Below are 14,985 nucleotides of genomic sequence, written 5' to 3' on the forward strand. Positions count from 1 at the left end.
GGATTGAAATTACAGAGGCGCCGCCGACGGACGCTGACCGCATCGCGTCGCACCCTGTATGGGGTGCGTGGATTGAAATGTCGGGTACGCCCGTGAGGTCTGGCCCGAAGTGCGTCGCACCCTGTATGGGGTGCGTGGATTGAAATCAGGCCATTATTCAGTGAAGAATCCGATTCTAGCCAGTCGCACCCTGCATGGGATGCGTGGATTGAAATGACCCACCCCCTACGGGCAAAATCTTGCATTGATCGTCGCACCCTGCATGGGGTACGTGGATTAAAATCGCGCCTGGGAAGCTACTACCATGCGCCTTGTCTCCGTCGCACCCTGCATGGGGTGCGTGGATTGAAATTCCTTATACCATCAGAGAGCGATTTCGTTCTCCCGATCGCCCCCTGTGGGGTGCGTAGACTGAAATAGGATAGGATTGGCCATCGTTCGGATATCTTGTCTCTTGGGGGATGGTTAGATGTACATGAGAACCACGATTGTATTATCCCTGTTTCTGCTTCTGACCGCTGTTCCTGGCTCTTCAGCGGATGCGGCGCCCGCTTCCCGTGCAGGGCTCGACAGCAGCCTTCGGGATGCCATTCTAACGGAGCTTATGCTTGACGGCGGCGTGCCCCGGCAATCGGTCGGCATCGCGGGTCTTAACGGTTCTGATTTTGACTCCGGTCTCAACCGGATGTTGTCCAATGGCAGGGTGAAGCCGGACACGAAGCAGAAGATCGAACCATTAAGGAACGGAGAAGTCTTTCGTCTTACAATCGGCGCAGACGGCGCTCTTCTGGAAGCAACCAGCTCCAAGCACGGCGACATTCGGGCAGAGATCGAGAAGCAGCCGGCCGCAGGCAGCCGGGAGGCTGCTGTTGACTCGGCGTTCCGGACAACCTCCCTCGGCAGTCAGGGCAGCAGCAGCGGCAGGCAGACGGGCGCTTATCACCGGCTGCAGACTCCGGCAAGCGGTTCCACGATCTATAACGGACTCGTAGCGGATTCGCTCACCTTCCCCGGCTATCCGATAGCCGAGGCCTACGATCAGGGGGAAGCCGCCTACCTGTACGCCGGTATCGACGGAATCGCAGAGGTCGGATTCGCAGGCATCATTTCGCAGATTACGCCTGCCGGCTGGTATCCGGTCTTCCATGCCAGAGTCACCCATCAACTGGAGCGCGGCGACGACAACGGCAATCTGCCGCTTGCGGCATCGGAATACACCTATGTCCACCGTTCGAAACGATACCGGAGCGGCGACACCGTCAGCGGCTACAAGGTCTATTATTACTCCACCGACAAGAACTTGACGATTCGGGAGCAGATCAATTACAGCGATGTCTATATCGTTACGTTTCTGGGGCAGCCGTCGACCGGACGCTCGGTCAAAAGAGTCACCGCCCTCGCCATGAACCGCTCTGCCTCCGCTTCGTCCAGCTATCATTATTCGTTCACGACGCCAGCCGTCTGGAGGAATATGCGCTTTCTGATTAACAACAGCGCAGACGTGCTCTATCCCGACGAGATTCCGGGTCTTGCCGACGATGTCTGGCTTCACGGCGGACGTATCGAATACTTCTCCAACCGCGCGAAGGACCGCAGCCGGATCGAGAGCTATCGGTTCCTGAAAGAAACGGGCCCGGCCTGAAGAGCCCCCTTAAGGTTCATTAAAGCTTATCCTGCTATAATGATCCCTGTACCGCTGAACCATAGGGAAAGGGGATCGCCCCATGCGAATATTGATTGTGGAAGACGAGCAGCACCTGGCCGAGGCCGTAACCCAGATTCTGAAGAAGCACAACTACTCCGTGGACGCCGTCCACGACGGCCGAAGCGGGCTGGATTACGCGCTGAGCGGCATCTATGACCTGCTGCTGCTGGATATTATGATGCCCGAGCTGGACGGGATCGGCTTGCTGAAAGCGCTGCGGAGCCAGGGAATGGCGACGCCGGTCATTTTTCTGACGGCCAAAGGCGAAATTCACGATATGGTGACAGGGCTGGACCACGGCGCGGACGATTATATTGCCAAGCCGTTCTCCTCGGAAGAGCTGCTGGCCCGGATCCGGGCGGTGCTGCGCCGCAGGGGCGAAGTGCTGCCGGACGACGCGCTGAAATTCGGCGATCTGGAGCTGAACACCACCAGTCTGCGGCTGGCCGTGAACGGCAAGGAGATGAAGCTCGGGCTGAAAGAGAGCGAACTGCTGGAACTGCTCATCACCCGGCGGCAGGCCGTGACGTCCAAGGAGCAGATTATCGAGAAGCTCTGGGGATTTGATTCGGAGGCCGAACATAACAATGTGGAGGTCTATGTCTCTTTTCTGCGCAAAAAACTGACGTTTCTCGGGTCGGAGACCCGGATCTCGACTATCCGCGGCGTCGGTTATGTGCTTGAGGGGAATGCCTGATGTTCAAAAAACTCCGAAATCGCTTTCTGATTGTCAATCTGGTCACGATTTCTCTGACCATGCTGCTGGCCTTTGCGGCCATCTATTTCATCACCTACCAGGATGTCAGCGGCGATATTTCGCTGGACCGGCAGAATATTGTGGAATTCTACGAGAAGTTCCCGGCAGACCGGATCAACGGCGGCCAGGAGCCTCCTGCGGATACCCAGGTGCCGCCGGCAGACAGTCCGGTAAGCGGGACCGGGACAGCTGATGCGGTCTCGCCGGGAACCGGAGACGGAGGCCTGCTGCATCAGGGCGGGCGGGGCGTGCACGGAATCGGCGGGCCGCCGCCGGAGCGGTCGGTCTCCTTCATGCTGCTGACCGACAGCGACTGGAAGGTGACCGCCAAGGAATCGCGGGTCCCGGTGGACGACACGCTCTACGAAGACGCGCTTCAGAAGGCGGTGGCGCAGAACCGGAACACGGGCGAGTTCACGCTTGACGGCAGCCGCTGGACCTTCGAGATTCAGCCGACGCCGCAAGGTCATATGCTCGTCTTCCTGGATATTACCGCCCGCCGCGACATTCTGACCGAGATGATTTATACGTTCAGCATCGTGGCCGTCGTCATGCTGGTCATTCTGTTCTTCGTCAGCCGCACCTTTGCCAACCGGTCCATCAAGCCTGTGCGGGAAGCGTTCGACAAGCAGAAACAGTTCATTGCCGATGCCTCCCATGAGCTGAAGACTCCGCTCGCCGTCATCAACACCAATACGGAAGTGCTGCTTGCCAATCCGGATGAGACGGTCGGTTCCCAGGCCAAATGGCTCCAGTACATCAAGTCGGAGACCGAACGCATGTCCCGGCTGACAAGCGATCTGCTCTACCTGACTCGGATGGACGATGCCCGGATCGGCGAAGTCCACGCGCCTTTTGATCTGAGCGAAGCCGTGATGGACATTATGCTGACGATGGAGGCGGTCATCTACGAGCAGAATGTCCTGCTGGACTATGACATCGCCCCCGGCCTTACCGTGGAGGGCAGCCGTGAAGGGATCAAGCAGGTGGTGATGATTCTGCTCGACAATGCCGTCAAATACTCCGGCCCATCCGGCAAGGTAGCCTTGACGCTGAAACGGCAGCAGGGCGAGACGCTGCTGACCGTATCCAACACGGGAGAAGGTATCGCCCCCGAGCATCTGGAGCGTATCTTCGACCGCTTCTACCGCACGGACACCTCCCGGTCCCGGGCACAGGGCGGCCACGGCCTCGGCCTCGCGATTGCCAAGTCGATTGTAGAGCAGCACAAAGGCCGCATCTATGCCAGAAGTATTCCCGGCGAACGAACGACGTTCTATGTGCAGCTCTCCTGAATCTGCGCGACCTGAAGCAGCCCGAACCGGACAAGCCGGTTCGGGCTGCTTCAGGTGGAACGGAGCCGCGCGGTGAGCCGGGCGGCAGAGAAACGCTACAGGCCCAGCAGCTCCCGCCGGTCCCCGTCGGGGTCTGCCGCTACGGCAGGCGGCCGGCCGAAGATCATCGTCTCCCGCCGCTTCGGATCATAAGCCGGCCAATCCTGAAGCGGCGGCCGGCCGTGCGCGAATGCTGTCCAGGCCTCCTGCATCTTCGCGGCCAGCTCCCAAGCGTCCGGCGGCAGCTTGACCCCGTAGGCTTCCAGCAGGGAGAGCGTCCCCCAGACGAACGGGATTTCCGCAGCGTGAATGGCCTGCCGAAGCAGCGGATGGCTGTCGTCCGTCCAGTCGAACCGGTACATCCAGACCGGCGCATGGGCGCTCTGGGCGGAGGCGAACTGCACGGCGCCGCGCCAGAAGTACAGCTCGGTCATCATCCGGGCCTGCCCCCGCCCGTCCTTCGGGTACAGCGGAACGAGCCTGGCCGCATCCGTCATCCCCGTCATGACCGACAGGGCGTAGCCGAGCGCCGCCTCGGGCATCGGCGGCGAATCCGGGCGGAAGAACATGCCGCCCTCGTCCCGGTTCGTTCCGATCAGCAGCGGAATCTTCGCCGCAGCTCCCTGCTCGGCCGCGGCGGCCGGCGATACCGGCAGCGACGCCGGGTCCAGCACCGGCTGGAACGGGAGCATCATCCCGCCGAGCGATTGCTTCATCCGGCTCATGGCGGCAACCAGTTCTCCGGCCGGCAGTTCCCGCAGCTTGTGCGCCTGACCTGCGCTAAGGCCCAGCTCGGAGAGCAGACCGGCCGCAGACCGCTGCGCCTGCCGGGGCGCCGCAGCCTGGGAAGCGCCGCTCTGCAGGATCGCCCGGCTGAACAGCCCCCGGGCGGCAGGCATAGCCATCAGCGCGGCAATGCTCATTGCGCCCGCGGACTCCCCGAATACCGTCACGCGCGCCGGATCGCCGCCGAAGGCGGCAATTTCGCGCTGAACCCACTCGAGGGCGGCGATCTGGTCCAGCAGGCCGACATTGGCTGCCGCATCCGGCACCCCGAAGGCGCTCCAGTCGGAGAAGCCGAACGGACCCAGACGGTAATTCATTGTAACCACAACCACCCGTCCCTTCCGGGCCATCTGTTCTCCGTTATAGAAGGGAAGACTTCCCGAGCCTGTCTCGAAAGCGCCGCCATGAATCCAGACCATAACCGGCAGCGGCTCCCGCTCCGGCTCCGGCTCCGGCAGACCGGGCGCCCAGATATTCAAATAAAGACAGTCCTCGGACATGTCCCCAACCTCTCCGATTCCGCCGGCCGGCTGCGGGCAGGAGGGCCCGTATGCCGCGGCGCTGCGGATTCCTTCCCAGCCGCCGGGCGGCGCGGGAGCCCGGAAGCGAAGCGGTCCCACGGGAGGCGCTGCGTAGGGAATGCCTTTCCAGGAACGGACGCCGTTCGCCGCCTGTCCTTCCAGGCGGCCTTGACGCGTCGTTACGATAAGTTCTGCCATAGCAGGAGCACCTCTTTCTGGTAGAAGGATGGAATGCTCTTCCATTATAGAACCGGCACGCGGCGAACACAAAAACGGCCGGGATTCTCCCGGCCGCCTGGCCGCCTCTACCTTGGCAGCACAAACGCATACATCGCCAGAGCTGCCGTCAGCAGCACGCAGACCTTCTCGACCGCGCTTCCCTGCTTGGTGCCGGTGCTCATCAGCTTCAGCCGCAGCTTCAGCGGAAGGGGCGGCAGCGGGGTAATCCCCCGCTGGGTCATGGCATCCGCCAGCAGATGCAGCAGATAAGACAGGCCGCCGGCGATCCAGAGATGCCGCGGATCGGCGCCGAGGCGCAGTTCCGGCAGGCCGCTGCCTGCGGCAAGCCCGCCGCCCGCCGCATAGAGCAGCAGCGCCCACGCTCCGGTGGCATAGAACGTATGGGTCAGCCCCCGGTGCGGAACCAGTGTGGCGAGAACCAGCACACCGCCGATGACATAGTTCCAGGGATCGAAACGTTCGGCAAAAGCCATCAGACCCAGCGCAGCCAGCAGCATCGCAAGCTGGCGCAGCCGCCGGCCCGGCAGGAACGCCACGCTGGCGACCAGCAGCGACAGCGTCAGATTCCAGGGCCATTCCAGGCCGCCCTGCCAGTAGAGGCCAATTCCGGCGGCCAGCAGGACAAGCTGGAGCACGCGGATGAGCCAGGGCGGCAGCGCCCCCCGTACCAGCATCGAATTCGGCTCATCAATATCGGGCAGTACGGAGCTGACCGCCGCCACGGCGATGGCCGGAATGGTGATCCGGTAACCGGCCAGTTCCATGAGCGACAGAGTGACGCCGGTTCCGATCACGAGATGGGAGCGTCCCATCATGGGCGATCACTCCTTTCTTGGCAGTTCAACAATAGGAACAAGTGTGCGGCTATCGCAGTATAGCAAGCCGTAGGATTTTTGTCCAGCCGTCCGATTGCTTGTCGTTCCCCCGGATATAAGATACAATTTGGTCAACTTGCCTGCAGAAAGGATGAACTGCCGTGAACCGCTCCCGCTGGGCGGACCTTGGCCTTCTGCTGGTGGCGATGATGTGGGGCTGCACCTTCCTGATGGTGCAGGCCGCAGTTCGGGTCCTGCCGCCGCTGGCCTTCAACAGTATCCGGTTCCTGGGCGCGGCGCTGCTGCTTGCCCTGATTACGGCGCTGCTTTACCGGGAACAGTGGCGTTCCGTCACTCCCCGGATGGCGCTGCATGCCCTGCTCCTGGGCGGGACGCTGTTTCTGGGCTATGCCTTCCAGACCGTCGGCCTGCTGTATACGACGACATCCAATACCGGGTTTATTACCGGCCTGTCCGTCGTGCTGGTGCCCTTTCTGTCGCTCCTTCTGGCGCGGACGAAGGTCTCCCGCTACACCTGGATCAGCGCGGCGCTGGCAGCGGCCGGCCTCTACCTGATCGCTTTCGCGGGTTCGGCCTTCTCGCTGAACAAGGGCGACGGCCTGGTGCTGCTGGGCGCCGTCAGCTTCGCGCTTCAGATTGTGCTTACCGGCTTCTATGCGCCCCGGCATCCGGCGCTGCCGCTGGCGATTCTGCAGATGGCCGTGGTCGGCCTCCTCAGCCTGGCCGCTTCGCTGCTTCACGACGGTCCGGCAGCCTTCGGCGGCGCCGGCGAGTGGGCCCGGCGTCCCGAAGTGCTGATCGCGCTGCTCGTCTCCATCGGACCGACCAGCGCCTTCGCCTTCTGGATTCAGACCGCCTGCCAGCGCTATACCACGCCTGCCCGGGTCGCCATCATCTATTCCACCGAGCCGGTGTTCGCCGCGATCACCGGCGTGCTGTTCGGGGGCGAGACGCTGGGCCCCGCCGGAATTCTGGGATGTGCCTGCATTCTTGCAGGCATGCTCCTGGCCGAGCTCGGTCCCGGCGGCGGAGAGAACGCCGCCGGAGGCATTGACGCCGAAGACGCCGCCAGGGACATTATCGCCGAGGATGAAGCACTTCCGCCCTCCGCTTATCAAGCCGCACCGGCCGCAGGCGGCCCCCTGTCTGCCGGCCCTACCGAATCTTAAAGGAGAGAACATAATCCCATGTACAAATTGATTGCCATTGACATCGACGACACGCTCATCAACGACGAGAAGGAAGTCACTCCCGCTACGCAGGCGGCGCTGGAAGCCGCGGTGAACGCAAGCGTGGTCGTGACCCTTGCTACGGGACGCGCCTACGCCTCCGCCCAGGCCGTCGCCCGCCAGACCGGGCTGAATGTGCCGATCATTACCTACCAGGGCGCACTGGTCAAGAACCTGATGGACGAGAAGGTGCTGTATGAGCGTTATGTGCCGCAGGAGGCGGTGCATCGGCTTTTTGAATACTGCATCGAGCATGACCTTCATCTTCAGACCTACATCGACGACAAGCTCTACTCCCGCGAGGAGAATCAGAAGCTGATCGACTATGCCGCGCTGAACCGGACGAAGTATTACATTGAGCCGGACTGGCACAAGCTGGTGGACCACCAGACGCCGAAGCTGCTTATTATCGACGATCCGGCGTTCCTGGATGAGCTGGCGCCGAAGCTGCGCGAGCTGCTCGGAGACAACGTGCATATTACCAAATCGAAGCCGAACTTCCTGGAGATCATGCACCGCGAGGGTACAAAAGGCTTGGCGCTGGAATTCCTGGCCGATTACTTCGGCTGCGACGTGTCCGAGACCATTGCCGTAGGCGACTCCTGGAACGACCACGAAATGCTGGAGACGGCCGGTCTCGGCGTCGCCATGGGCAACGCCATTCCCGCGCTGAAGGAGATCGCCGACTATATCACCCTCAGCAACAACGAAGACGGCGTCAAAGCGGTCATCGACAAGTTCATTCTCGGCGCGCAGGAAGCGTAGGCCGCAGCGGCCAGCCTTTTGGAACGGCGTTCTGCCTCGAACCACTCGCCATCCAGGCGGAGCGCATCCCGGAAGCAATGCGCACCAGCGTACCCATACAGCAAGCCCCCGTCTCCACTAAGGAAGCGGGGGCTTGCTGTGCATTCCGGGCCTTCGCCGTTAGCCGGTCTGCCCTTCTTTGGTATTAGCTCTTGGTACGGCGGAACAAATGCCGACCAGACGGTTGCGAAGCTATGGCCGCCGATACCGCAGCAGGCCCTTGCGCTGCCGCTTCAGAAGCTTGCGCCACTCCACTTCTCATCCATAACCAAATGGACAGCGCATAACATACCGCAGCGAAGAGCGTAACCCCCACAAATCCATTCCACTGTGCATAGAGAATCCCCGCGATGTAAGTACCAAAGGTCGTTGCCGCATACATGGTCGCATTGGACAGAGCGGCGATCGTTCCTCTCGCCGTTGTCGAGAGCGTCTGCAGGAGCGCCATCATGATAGGGAAAATTGTCCCTGCGATAATATACAAGAAGAAGTAGGAGACTTTAACGAGCGCGGGGGAAGTCGTGGTATTAAGCAGAAGATACAAAATCCCCATAATTGCGATGCCGTACAGCAGCGTGTTGCGCTTGCCAAGCTTAGCTACCACATTGCTGCCGAAAAAGCTGCCGATAATGTTGCCGAGTCCCATGAAAATCAGCACGTTCCCAATCTCCGAGACAGTGAGGTCGAACTTGTCGGCCAGCCACGTTCCCAGGAAACTGAACACAGCGAAGTTGCCGGACTGGAATACAAAATAGGCCAGGAAGGACTTTTTTGCTTTTCCCTCCCCCAGCAAGGTGCCGTATCGTCCGACAATCGAAGGCTGCTTGCCGGAAATCGCCGGTTTGAAGTCGGGGACGATCCATATAATCAGGAGGAACAGCAGGAACGCACAAGCTCCGATAATTAAGAACGGCATCTTCCAGGACTGGACAGCCAAATAGGTGCCGATCGGCACTCCCAAGGTTTGCGACACCGCCAGACCGGCTGTCGCAATCCCCATAGAACGCATAATTTTTTGCGGCGGAACAAGGATCGGAATGGTGGCCCAGACTTGCGGCGATGTGAAGGCGGCGAACACCCCCGCCAACTCCCGGAGCAGGACCATCGTCCAGAACCCGTTGGCTACACCGCACAGAAATGTGGATACGGAGAATCCAAGAATGCCGAACAGCATAACCTTCTTTCGGTTCAAGCCGTCCGACAGGGGCCCTGCAATGAGAGCAAACAGGGCGAATCCGAGCGCGTAGGCGCCCACCAGCCAACCCGATGCCTCAACGCTGATATTGAACTCATGTCTCAGCGTAGGCAGCAGAGGCGAAGTCAGAAAGGTGTCTGTGCCGATGATGAACATAATCAGGAAATACAAGCTCAGTATTTTTCTCATAGTCCCTCCAGTACTCAATGGACTGCACAATCCGGGTTCCTCTGCGAATCCATGACGGATAGGCACTCGATTCAAGTGCTAACCATCTATCCTCTCTCACCCCTATATAACTAAAATTGGATATGATGGTTTTGTATTCCGAACATAACATCATATAGTGCGTTGGTCAATATTTTTATTATAAAATATTTCTATCCCGCTTCTCCTTGATTGTCAGTGTCGGATGGCCTGGTTATAATTAGAAATACACAACCGCGATTGAGGTGTTGGGATGATCTCATTGGAGAAGCAAATCTTGTATATGATCCAGCATCGTCACGTAATTACGGCAGCCGAGCTGATCGAGATTTACAAGGATCGCGGAAAGACGGAGCAGACGATTCGCAACGCGCTGTCCTCCCTGAAGCAAAAGGGGTATATTCTCGCGGAGGAGCGAAGATACACGCTGACAGAATCCGGTACCGCTTTCATCCAGAGTCTCCAGCTCAAGATTTCCGGCTCGAACAGCGAGTGGGACGGACGCTGGCATGTCGTCATGTTCCGGATCCCGGAACAATTCCGATCTCTTCGAAATACGTTTCGGCGAGAGCTGGTGCAAATCGGCTACGGTCTTTTGTACGACGGCGTGTTCATTTGTCCCTATAACCGTTGCGCATCTGTGATGCAGGTTGCGAGACAGACGGGTCTGGAGAAATGGATTCGTATGGGCAGCCTAGATCTGGAGCATGGTCCGGTCACGGCAGACTTAGCGGAACAGATCTGGCCTGTTCAAGCCGTTAATGAGAAGTACGGGCTGTTCAGTGCGTGGGCGAGCGCCCAAATCGATAAATGGTCTGCTGCCGCTGCCAATCCGGCGGCGGAACCATCGCCATGGAATGTGCTGCTGCTGGTGTTGGAGCTCGGGGAGAGATTCGGTGAAATTTTGCTGGAGGACCCTTTCTTGCCGGAGCAGTTATTGCCGAAGCCTTGGCAAAAGGAACAGGCCTGGGAATTATACAACCAACACTTAAATCAGCTTGTTCCTCTCCTTCGAAGCGAGAGTCATTTATTCTCTTTAATCGTTCCAATTGATTAACGGGTTGATGTTAAAAGCCGCTCCTCTCTCCACCGAATGCGTAAAGGAACGCGGCTCTTCTTGTTTCCAAGGCCTCTGAACCCGGCTTACCCGAACTCCGCGCCCCGCACCTTCGCATAGATCCGGGTGTCCTCCCATCCGCCGGCAGGACTCTTCTGATTGCGGCGCAGCACGCCTTCGAGAACGAAGCCGCAGCGCTCGGCGACCGCGGCGCTGCGGCGGTTCCGGCCGCTGCACCGGATTTCCAGCCGGTTCGCTCCCAGCTCGGCGACCGCCCAATCCACGATCCCGTTGACCGCTTCCGTCATATATCCCATTCCCGCGCAGGAAGTGCGGATCCAGTAGCCGATCTCGAACCGCCGCAGCGACCAGTCGATCCGGTGCAATCCGCTGCACCCTACGAAGCCGCCGGTCTCTCTATCGTAGAGCCGCAGAGGCAGATCGGTCCGCTGCTTGAATTCATCCCGCCCCAGACGGGTCACTTTCTCGGAACTCTTCGGGTCGGGTTCAGTCTGCGCGAATGCCATCCACGGGCGCAGCTCCTCCAGGCTCTCCCGGATCGCCGCGCATAGATCAGCGCCGTCCCCCGTACGGGGAGCACGAATCAGCAGTCGATTCGTCTCGAAGCTGTCCGGGAAGGATAGCCATTTCGGGTCAAAAGCTTCGGAACCGGCTGGAACGGTCATCGTGACAAGCCTCCTTTTGTCGCATAAGAGTCTTCTATTCCTGTATTATAATGGACAGCAAAGGAGGATGGCTATGAGGTATACGCGCGGAGAATTGGCCCGGAGGACGGGCCTGCACAGCGAGACGCTGCGCTATTACGAGCAGCTCGGGCTGATTCCGGCCCCGGCCCGCTCGGAGTCGGGCTACCGGATGTACGGGGAGGAGACGGAGATACGGCTGGGCTTCATCCGGGACGCCAAGGCTCACGGGTTCAGTCTCAAGGAGATCGCCAAGGCGCTGAGCTTGTCGGGCGGAAGTCTGACTCTGGAGGATTTTGAAGCGCTGATTGCGCGCAAAAAAGAACGGCTCGACCGGCAAATCGACGCCCTCCGGGCCGAGCATGACCGCCTATCCGCTCTCTATGCCTGGCTGATTCCCGAAGCGGAGCAGGCCACCGCCGAGATGGGACGGCATGTCGCACAGTGGCTGGACAAGGAGCAGTCCTGACGTCCGCCTACCGAGCCGACATTGCCGGATAACGGAGGGGCCGAGCACGGGAAAAGGCCCACGAAGAAGGGCCGCCTAACGGCGGCCCAGCTTCAGCGTCAGACCCGCAGTCGCCAGCGTGACGCCGATCGGAAGCGGGTATTCCTTATTCAGATCAATATCGTGGGACATATGCGTGTATACCGCCTGTCCCGGCCGGACCGCCTTCAGCAGCTCCGCCGCCTCGGTCATATCATAGACGGAGCGGGTCGACAGCTCGGCTTCTTCTTTGTAAAAGCTTGTGCCCAGCACGAGCAGATCGGCGTCCCGCATCCGCCGCGTCTCTTCCTCCCCGAGCGAAATGGAATCGGGGCAGTAGACCCAGGCGTATCCGTCTTTTTCCAGCCGATACGCATAGGAATAGCCGTTCTTCCCGTGGCAGACGCGCCAGGCCGCAATCCGCCAGCCCTGAAGCTCGAAGCCTCCGTCGGCTTCGTGGAAGTCGATATGGCTTCCCAGCCACGGATATTGGCGCAGCATCAGCGGAATCACCTCGGCCGGGGCATAGAGCTGCCCGCGCACGCCGAGCCAGCGGCAGGCATCGGCCCATTCCGGAAGACCGCCAATATGGTCAAAATGCCCGTGCGTCACCAGCAGCGTATCCATCCGCCGGATGCCCCGTGCTTCCATCTGCCGCCGCCAATCCGGCCCGCAGTCGATGACGAAGAAGTCTTCGCCGTTCTCCACCAGCACGGACGAGCGCAGCCGCGCATTCTTCCCGCCGGTTCTCGCCTCTTCGCACACCCCGCAGCCGCAGTACACCCGCGGCGTCCCCATCGCATCGCCTGTTCCCAGAAATACCAGTCTGTCCATACGCCTCTCCTTTGCCTGTCCGTTGGTAAGCTGTCTGTCTATTGTAGTGTATTTTCAGCCGGAAGGCCAAGGGTGCGGGCGACGCCCGGACAGCACCAAGAGCCGCGCCCTCTTCAGGCGCAGCCTCTTGATCGTTCTTCTATATTCCCGCCAGCACCTGATACCAGACGCCGCGCTTGGAGTAGAGGGTGCTCCGGACTTCGTCCCAGCCGCCGAGGTAGGAGATATCGAACAATCCCGGCGGTACCGGATAACGGTCCGCGTTGGCTTCATAGACGGACTTCTCCACCGGACGGAAGCCGTGCTTCGCAAAGATCTCCTGCGCCTGCGGCGTTGCCAGGAAATCCACAAGCGCCTGGGCTGCCTTCCGGGTGCCGTGTTCCTCCGCGTAATGATCCACAACGGCAGCCGGATTCTCGATCAGAATCGTATCGTCGGGAATAACGACTTCATATTTCACCCCTTGAGCGATGCGGGCCAGCAGCTCGTTCTCATAGGTGACGATGACGTCGCCCACCCCATACTCGAAGGCCGCCATGGAGGCCCGGCCGCTTTTATCGAGGGATTCCACGTTGGCGTGCACGCTCTTCAGAAAAGCTTTTGCCGCCGCGGGGTCCTTGACTCCGCTCTTGGCCTCCGAAGCCTTCAGTCCCGCCCCGTAAATGGCGTTGATATCCCACTGGGCCCCGCCCGACGTCTTCGGATTCGGGTACAGCACCTTTACGCCCGGCTTCGCCAGATCGGCGAAGTCCCGGATGCCCTTCGGATTGCCTTCGCGGGTGCCCAGCGCCACAACCGAGCGCGTAATCATCCCGTTTACCCCGCTGCGGCTCCGCCAGTCGTCCTTCACCAGTCCGGCCTTCACCAGCTTGTCGACATCGCCCTCCATAGCCAGCAGCGTCACATCGGCCTCAAAACCGCCGGCAATCGCCCGCGCCTGGGTACCCGAGGCTTCATATGATTCCTGAAATGCGATGCGCTGCCCGGTCTCTTCCTTCCATTTCGAGGCAAAAGCCGGCAAAATCTCTTCCATCGCGTCCCTTACGACGCTGTAGGCGCCGATGACCAGCGTTAGGTCCCCCGCAGGCTTCCCTTCCGGACCGGGGGCCGCATTGCTTCCTCCCCCGCAGCCCGAAGCTGCCAGCGCCAGCAGCAGAAGGCTTATTCCTATGTGCAGTCGTCTGCTCCTCCAGAATCCCTTCATGTCTACCCTCATTCCCCGGCCTAAATATATACCGGCATCGGATCTTCCTTCAAGCCGTTCTCCTGAATCCAGCTCTTCTCGTCATTGAACATATAGGCCCGGTGAACCAGCACCGAGATCTCCTGCCCCGGATGCAGCGTCTCTTTCTCCAGCGAACGGTAAGTGACCAGCTTGTGGCCCTTGACCTCGATCTCCAACAGCCATTCGCTTCCCCGAAAATGCAGATGCTTCACGACGCCCCGCTCGGTCGCCGATATTACCCGGAACTCGTGCGGCTCGCCGACTTCGATATATTCCGGCCGGATCAGGGCTTTGGCCGGCGCCCCGGACCCTGTGCCTCCGAAGCCCTTCAGCTCGGACGCGTCTTCAATCAGCGTCGATTCGCCGATGAAGGTCGCCACGAACGGCGTCTTCGGCTCTTTGTAGATGTCCCAAGGCGTGCCTTTCTGCTCCAGCCGTCCCTGATTGATAATCATAATCTCGTCCGCGACCTCGATGGCCTCGTCCTGGTCGTGGGTGACGAAGATGGAAGTGATGCCGACCCGCTCGATCAGCTCGCGGAGCCAGGAACGCAGCTCCTGCCGGATCTTGGCGTCGATGGCCGCGAACGGCTCATCCAGCAGCAGCAGCTGCGGCTCGGGAGCCAGCGCCCGGGCAAAGGCGACGCGCTGGCGCTGGCCGCCGGAGAGCTGATGCGGGTAGCGTTTTTCAAAACCCTTGAGCCCTGTCAGCTCGACAAGTTCCATGACCCGCTCGCGGATGACGTTCTTGTTCGCCTTCTTCACCCGCAGTCCGAACGCGATATTCTCGTAGACGGTCATATGCTTGAACAGCGCGTAGTTCTGGAACACGAATCCGATGCCCCGCTCCTGCGGCGGCAAATCGTTCACCTTCCGGCCGTGGAATACGATCTCGCCGGCATCCGGCGACTCCAGCCCGGCGAGCATGCGCAGAATGGAGGTTTTGCCGCCGCCGCTCGGACCCAGCAGACCGATCAAATGCCCTTTCTCGATTCCGAAGCTGACATCCTTCACCGCATGAAAATCCCCAAAATGCTTGTTCAGTCCCCGCACTTCCACATGCAT

14 protein-coding genes and 1 CRISPR repeat array (1 of these 15 only partly in view) are annotated in these 14,985 nt (G+C 60.3%); of the genes, 7 read left to right on the forward strand and 7 right to left on the reverse strand.

Annotated elements, in window-relative coordinates:
- A CRISPR array of direct repeats spans window positions 1–352; the repeat unit is 33 nt; unit sequence GTCGCACCCTGCATGGGGTGCGTGGATTGAAAT (it extends 1,111 nt beyond the left edge of the window).
- A 117-nt stretch (window positions 353–469) separates the two neighbouring features.
- The 3 genes from RBI05_RS09325 (at window position 470) to RBI05_RS09335 (ending at window position 3,757) form a co-directional block, all read left to right on the forward strand.
- Window positions 470–1,642: a hypothetical protein gene (locus tag RBI05_RS09325; protein ID WP_310550885.1), complete on the forward strand. Its 1,173-nt coding sequence runs from the start codon at window positions 470–472 to the stop codon at window positions 1,640–1,642.
- 82 nt (window positions 1,643–1,724) lie between these two features.
- Complete coding sequence (locus RBI05_RS09330) at window positions 1,725–2,402, forward strand: response regulator transcription factor (protein WP_150458112.1); 678 nt, start codon at window positions 1,725–1,727, stop codon at window positions 2,400–2,402.
- Window positions 2,402–3,757, forward strand: coding sequence for a sensor histidine kinase (locus tag RBI05_RS09335; RefSeq protein ID WP_310550886.1), 1,356 nt, complete (start codon window positions 2,402–2,404; stop codon window positions 3,755–3,757). The genes RBI05_RS09330 and RBI05_RS09335 overlap by 1 nt, the downstream gene beginning before the upstream one ends.
- A gap of 95 nt (window positions 3,758–3,852) precedes the next feature.
- Here the strand turns inward: RBI05_RS09335 and RBI05_RS09340 are convergent, their stop codons facing one another.
- Both RBI05_RS09340 and RBI05_RS09345 read right to left on the reverse strand, forming a co-directional pair.
- Window positions 3,853–5,301, reverse strand: coding sequence for a carboxylesterase/lipase family protein (locus RBI05_RS09340; RefSeq protein ID WP_310550887.1), 1,449 nt, complete (start codon window positions 5,299–5,301; stop codon window positions 3,853–3,855).
- A 107-nt stretch (window positions 5,302–5,408) separates the two neighbouring features.
- Entirely contained in the window at window positions 5,409–6,158 is a 750-nt protein-coding gene (locus tag RBI05_RS09345) for a metal-dependent hydrolase (protein WP_310550888.1), read from the reverse strand.
- Window positions 6,159–6,319: 161 nt separating this feature from the next.
- Between RBI05_RS09345 and RBI05_RS09350 the strand changes: the two genes are divergently transcribed.
- Window positions 6,320–7,348, forward strand: coding sequence for a DMT family transporter (locus tag RBI05_RS09350; RefSeq protein WP_310550889.1), 1,029 nt, complete (start codon window positions 6,320–6,322; stop codon window positions 7,346–7,348).
- Window positions 7,349–7,366: 18 nt separating this feature from the next.
- Window positions 7,367–8,173, forward strand: a complete 807-nt coding sequence (locus tag RBI05_RS09355; RefSeq protein ID WP_310550890.1) for a Cof-type HAD-IIB family hydrolase — start codon at window positions 7,367–7,369, stop codon at window positions 8,171–8,173.
- A 184-nt stretch (window positions 8,174–8,357) separates the two neighbouring features.
- Here RBI05_RS09355 and RBI05_RS09360 read toward each other — a convergent pair whose 3' ends face one another.
- Complete coding sequence (locus tag RBI05_RS09360; protein WP_310550891.1) at window positions 8,358–9,596, reverse strand: MFS transporter; 1,239 nt, start codon at window positions 9,594–9,596, stop codon at window positions 8,358–8,360.
- A gap of 280 nt (window positions 9,597–9,876) precedes the next feature.
- Between RBI05_RS09360 and RBI05_RS09365 the strand changes: the two genes are divergently transcribed.
- The gene (locus RBI05_RS09365; RefSeq protein WP_310550892.1) at window positions 9,877–10,671 is read left to right on the forward strand and encodes a PaaX family transcriptional regulator C-terminal domain-containing protein; all 795 of its coding nucleotides are present in this window, start codon (window positions 9,877–9,879) and stop codon (window positions 10,669–10,671) included.
- Window positions 10,672–10,757: 86 nt separating this feature from the next.
- Here RBI05_RS09365 and RBI05_RS09370 read toward each other — a convergent pair whose 3' ends face one another.
- Entirely contained in the window at window positions 10,758–11,357 is a 600-nt protein-coding gene (locus tag RBI05_RS09370) for a GNAT family N-acetyltransferase (RefSeq protein WP_310550893.1), read from the reverse strand.
- A gap of 73 nt (window positions 11,358–11,430) precedes the next feature.
- Here RBI05_RS09370 and RBI05_RS09375 point away from each other — a divergent pair, with 73 nt between their 5' ends.
- Entirely contained in the window at window positions 11,431–11,844 is a 414-nt protein-coding gene (locus tag RBI05_RS09375; RefSeq protein ID WP_310550894.1) for a MerR family transcriptional regulator, read from the forward strand.
- 75 nt (window positions 11,845–11,919) lie between these two features.
- Here RBI05_RS09375 and RBI05_RS09380 read toward each other — a convergent pair whose 3' ends face one another.
- The 3 genes from RBI05_RS09380 to RBI05_RS09390 form a co-directional block, all read right to left on the reverse strand.
- Window positions 11,920–12,696 carry an MBL fold metallo-hydrolase gene (locus RBI05_RS09380; RefSeq protein ID WP_310550895.1) on the reverse strand — a complete coding sequence of 259 codons (777 nt, stop codon included), beginning with the start codon at window positions 12,694–12,696 and terminating at the stop codon, window positions 11,920–11,922.
- A 139-nt stretch (window positions 12,697–12,835) separates the two neighbouring features.
- Window positions 12,836–13,900 (reverse strand): sulfate ABC transporter substrate-binding protein, encoded by a 1,065-nt coding sequence (locus RBI05_RS09385; protein WP_408638320.1) that lies wholly within the window; start codon window positions 13,898–13,900, stop codon window positions 12,836–12,838.
- Window positions 13,901–13,920: 20 nt separating this feature from the next.
- Complete coding sequence (locus RBI05_RS09390; RefSeq protein ID WP_310550897.1) at window positions 13,921–14,985, reverse strand: sulfate/molybdate ABC transporter ATP-binding protein; 1,065 nt, start codon at window positions 14,983–14,985, stop codon at window positions 13,921–13,923.

The organism is Paenibacillus glufosinatiresistens (assembly GCF_031470375.1).
GTDB lineage: Bacteria > Bacillota > Bacilli > Paenibacillales > Paenibacillaceae > Paenibacillus_AQ > Paenibacillus_AQ glufosinatiresistens.

Coding starts and splice junctions, on each gene's coding strand:
- RBI05_RS09340 (WP_310550887.1), bottom strand. CDS start 5,301: ATGGCAGAACTTATCGTAACGACGCGTCAAGGCCGCCTGGAAGGACAG.
- RBI05_RS09375 (WP_310550894.1), top strand. CDS start 11,431: ATGAGGTATACGCGCGGAGAATTGGCCCGGAGGACGGGCCTGCACAGC.
- RBI05_RS09330 (WP_150458112.1), top strand. CDS start 1,725: ATGCGAATATTGATTGTGGAAGACGAGCAGCACCTGGCCGAGGCCGTA.
- RBI05_RS09370 (WP_310550893.1), bottom strand. CDS start 11,357: ATGACCGTTCCAGCCGGTTCCGAAGCTTTTGACCCGAAATGGCTATCC.
- RBI05_RS09380 (WP_310550895.1), bottom strand. CDS start 12,696: ATGGACAGACTGGTATTTCTGGGAACAGGCGATGCGATGGGGACGCCG.
- RBI05_RS09345 (WP_310550888.1), bottom strand. CDS start 6,158: ATGATGGGACGCTCCCATCTCGTGATCGGAACCGGCGTCACTCTGTCG.
- RBI05_RS09355 (WP_310550890.1), top strand. CDS start 7,367: ATGTACAAATTGATTGCCATTGACATCGACGACACGCTCATCAACGAC.
- RBI05_RS09335 (WP_310550886.1), top strand. CDS start 2,402: ATGTTCAAAAAACTCCGAAATCGCTTTCTGATTGTCAATCTGGTCACG.
- RBI05_RS09360 (WP_310550891.1), bottom strand. CDS start 9,596: ATGAGAAAAATACTGAGCTTGTATTTCCTGATTATGTTCATCATCGGC.
- RBI05_RS09385 (WP_408638320.1), bottom strand. CDS start 13,900: ATGAAGGGATTCTGGAGGAGCAGACGACTGCACATAGGAATAAGCCTT.
- RBI05_RS09390 (WP_310550897.1), bottom strand. CDS start 14,985: ATGCATGTGGAAGTGCGGGGACTGAACAAGCATTTTGGGGATTTTCAT.
- RBI05_RS09325 (WP_310550885.1), top strand. CDS start 470: ATGTACATGAGAACCACGATTGTATTATCCCTGTTTCTGCTTCTGACC.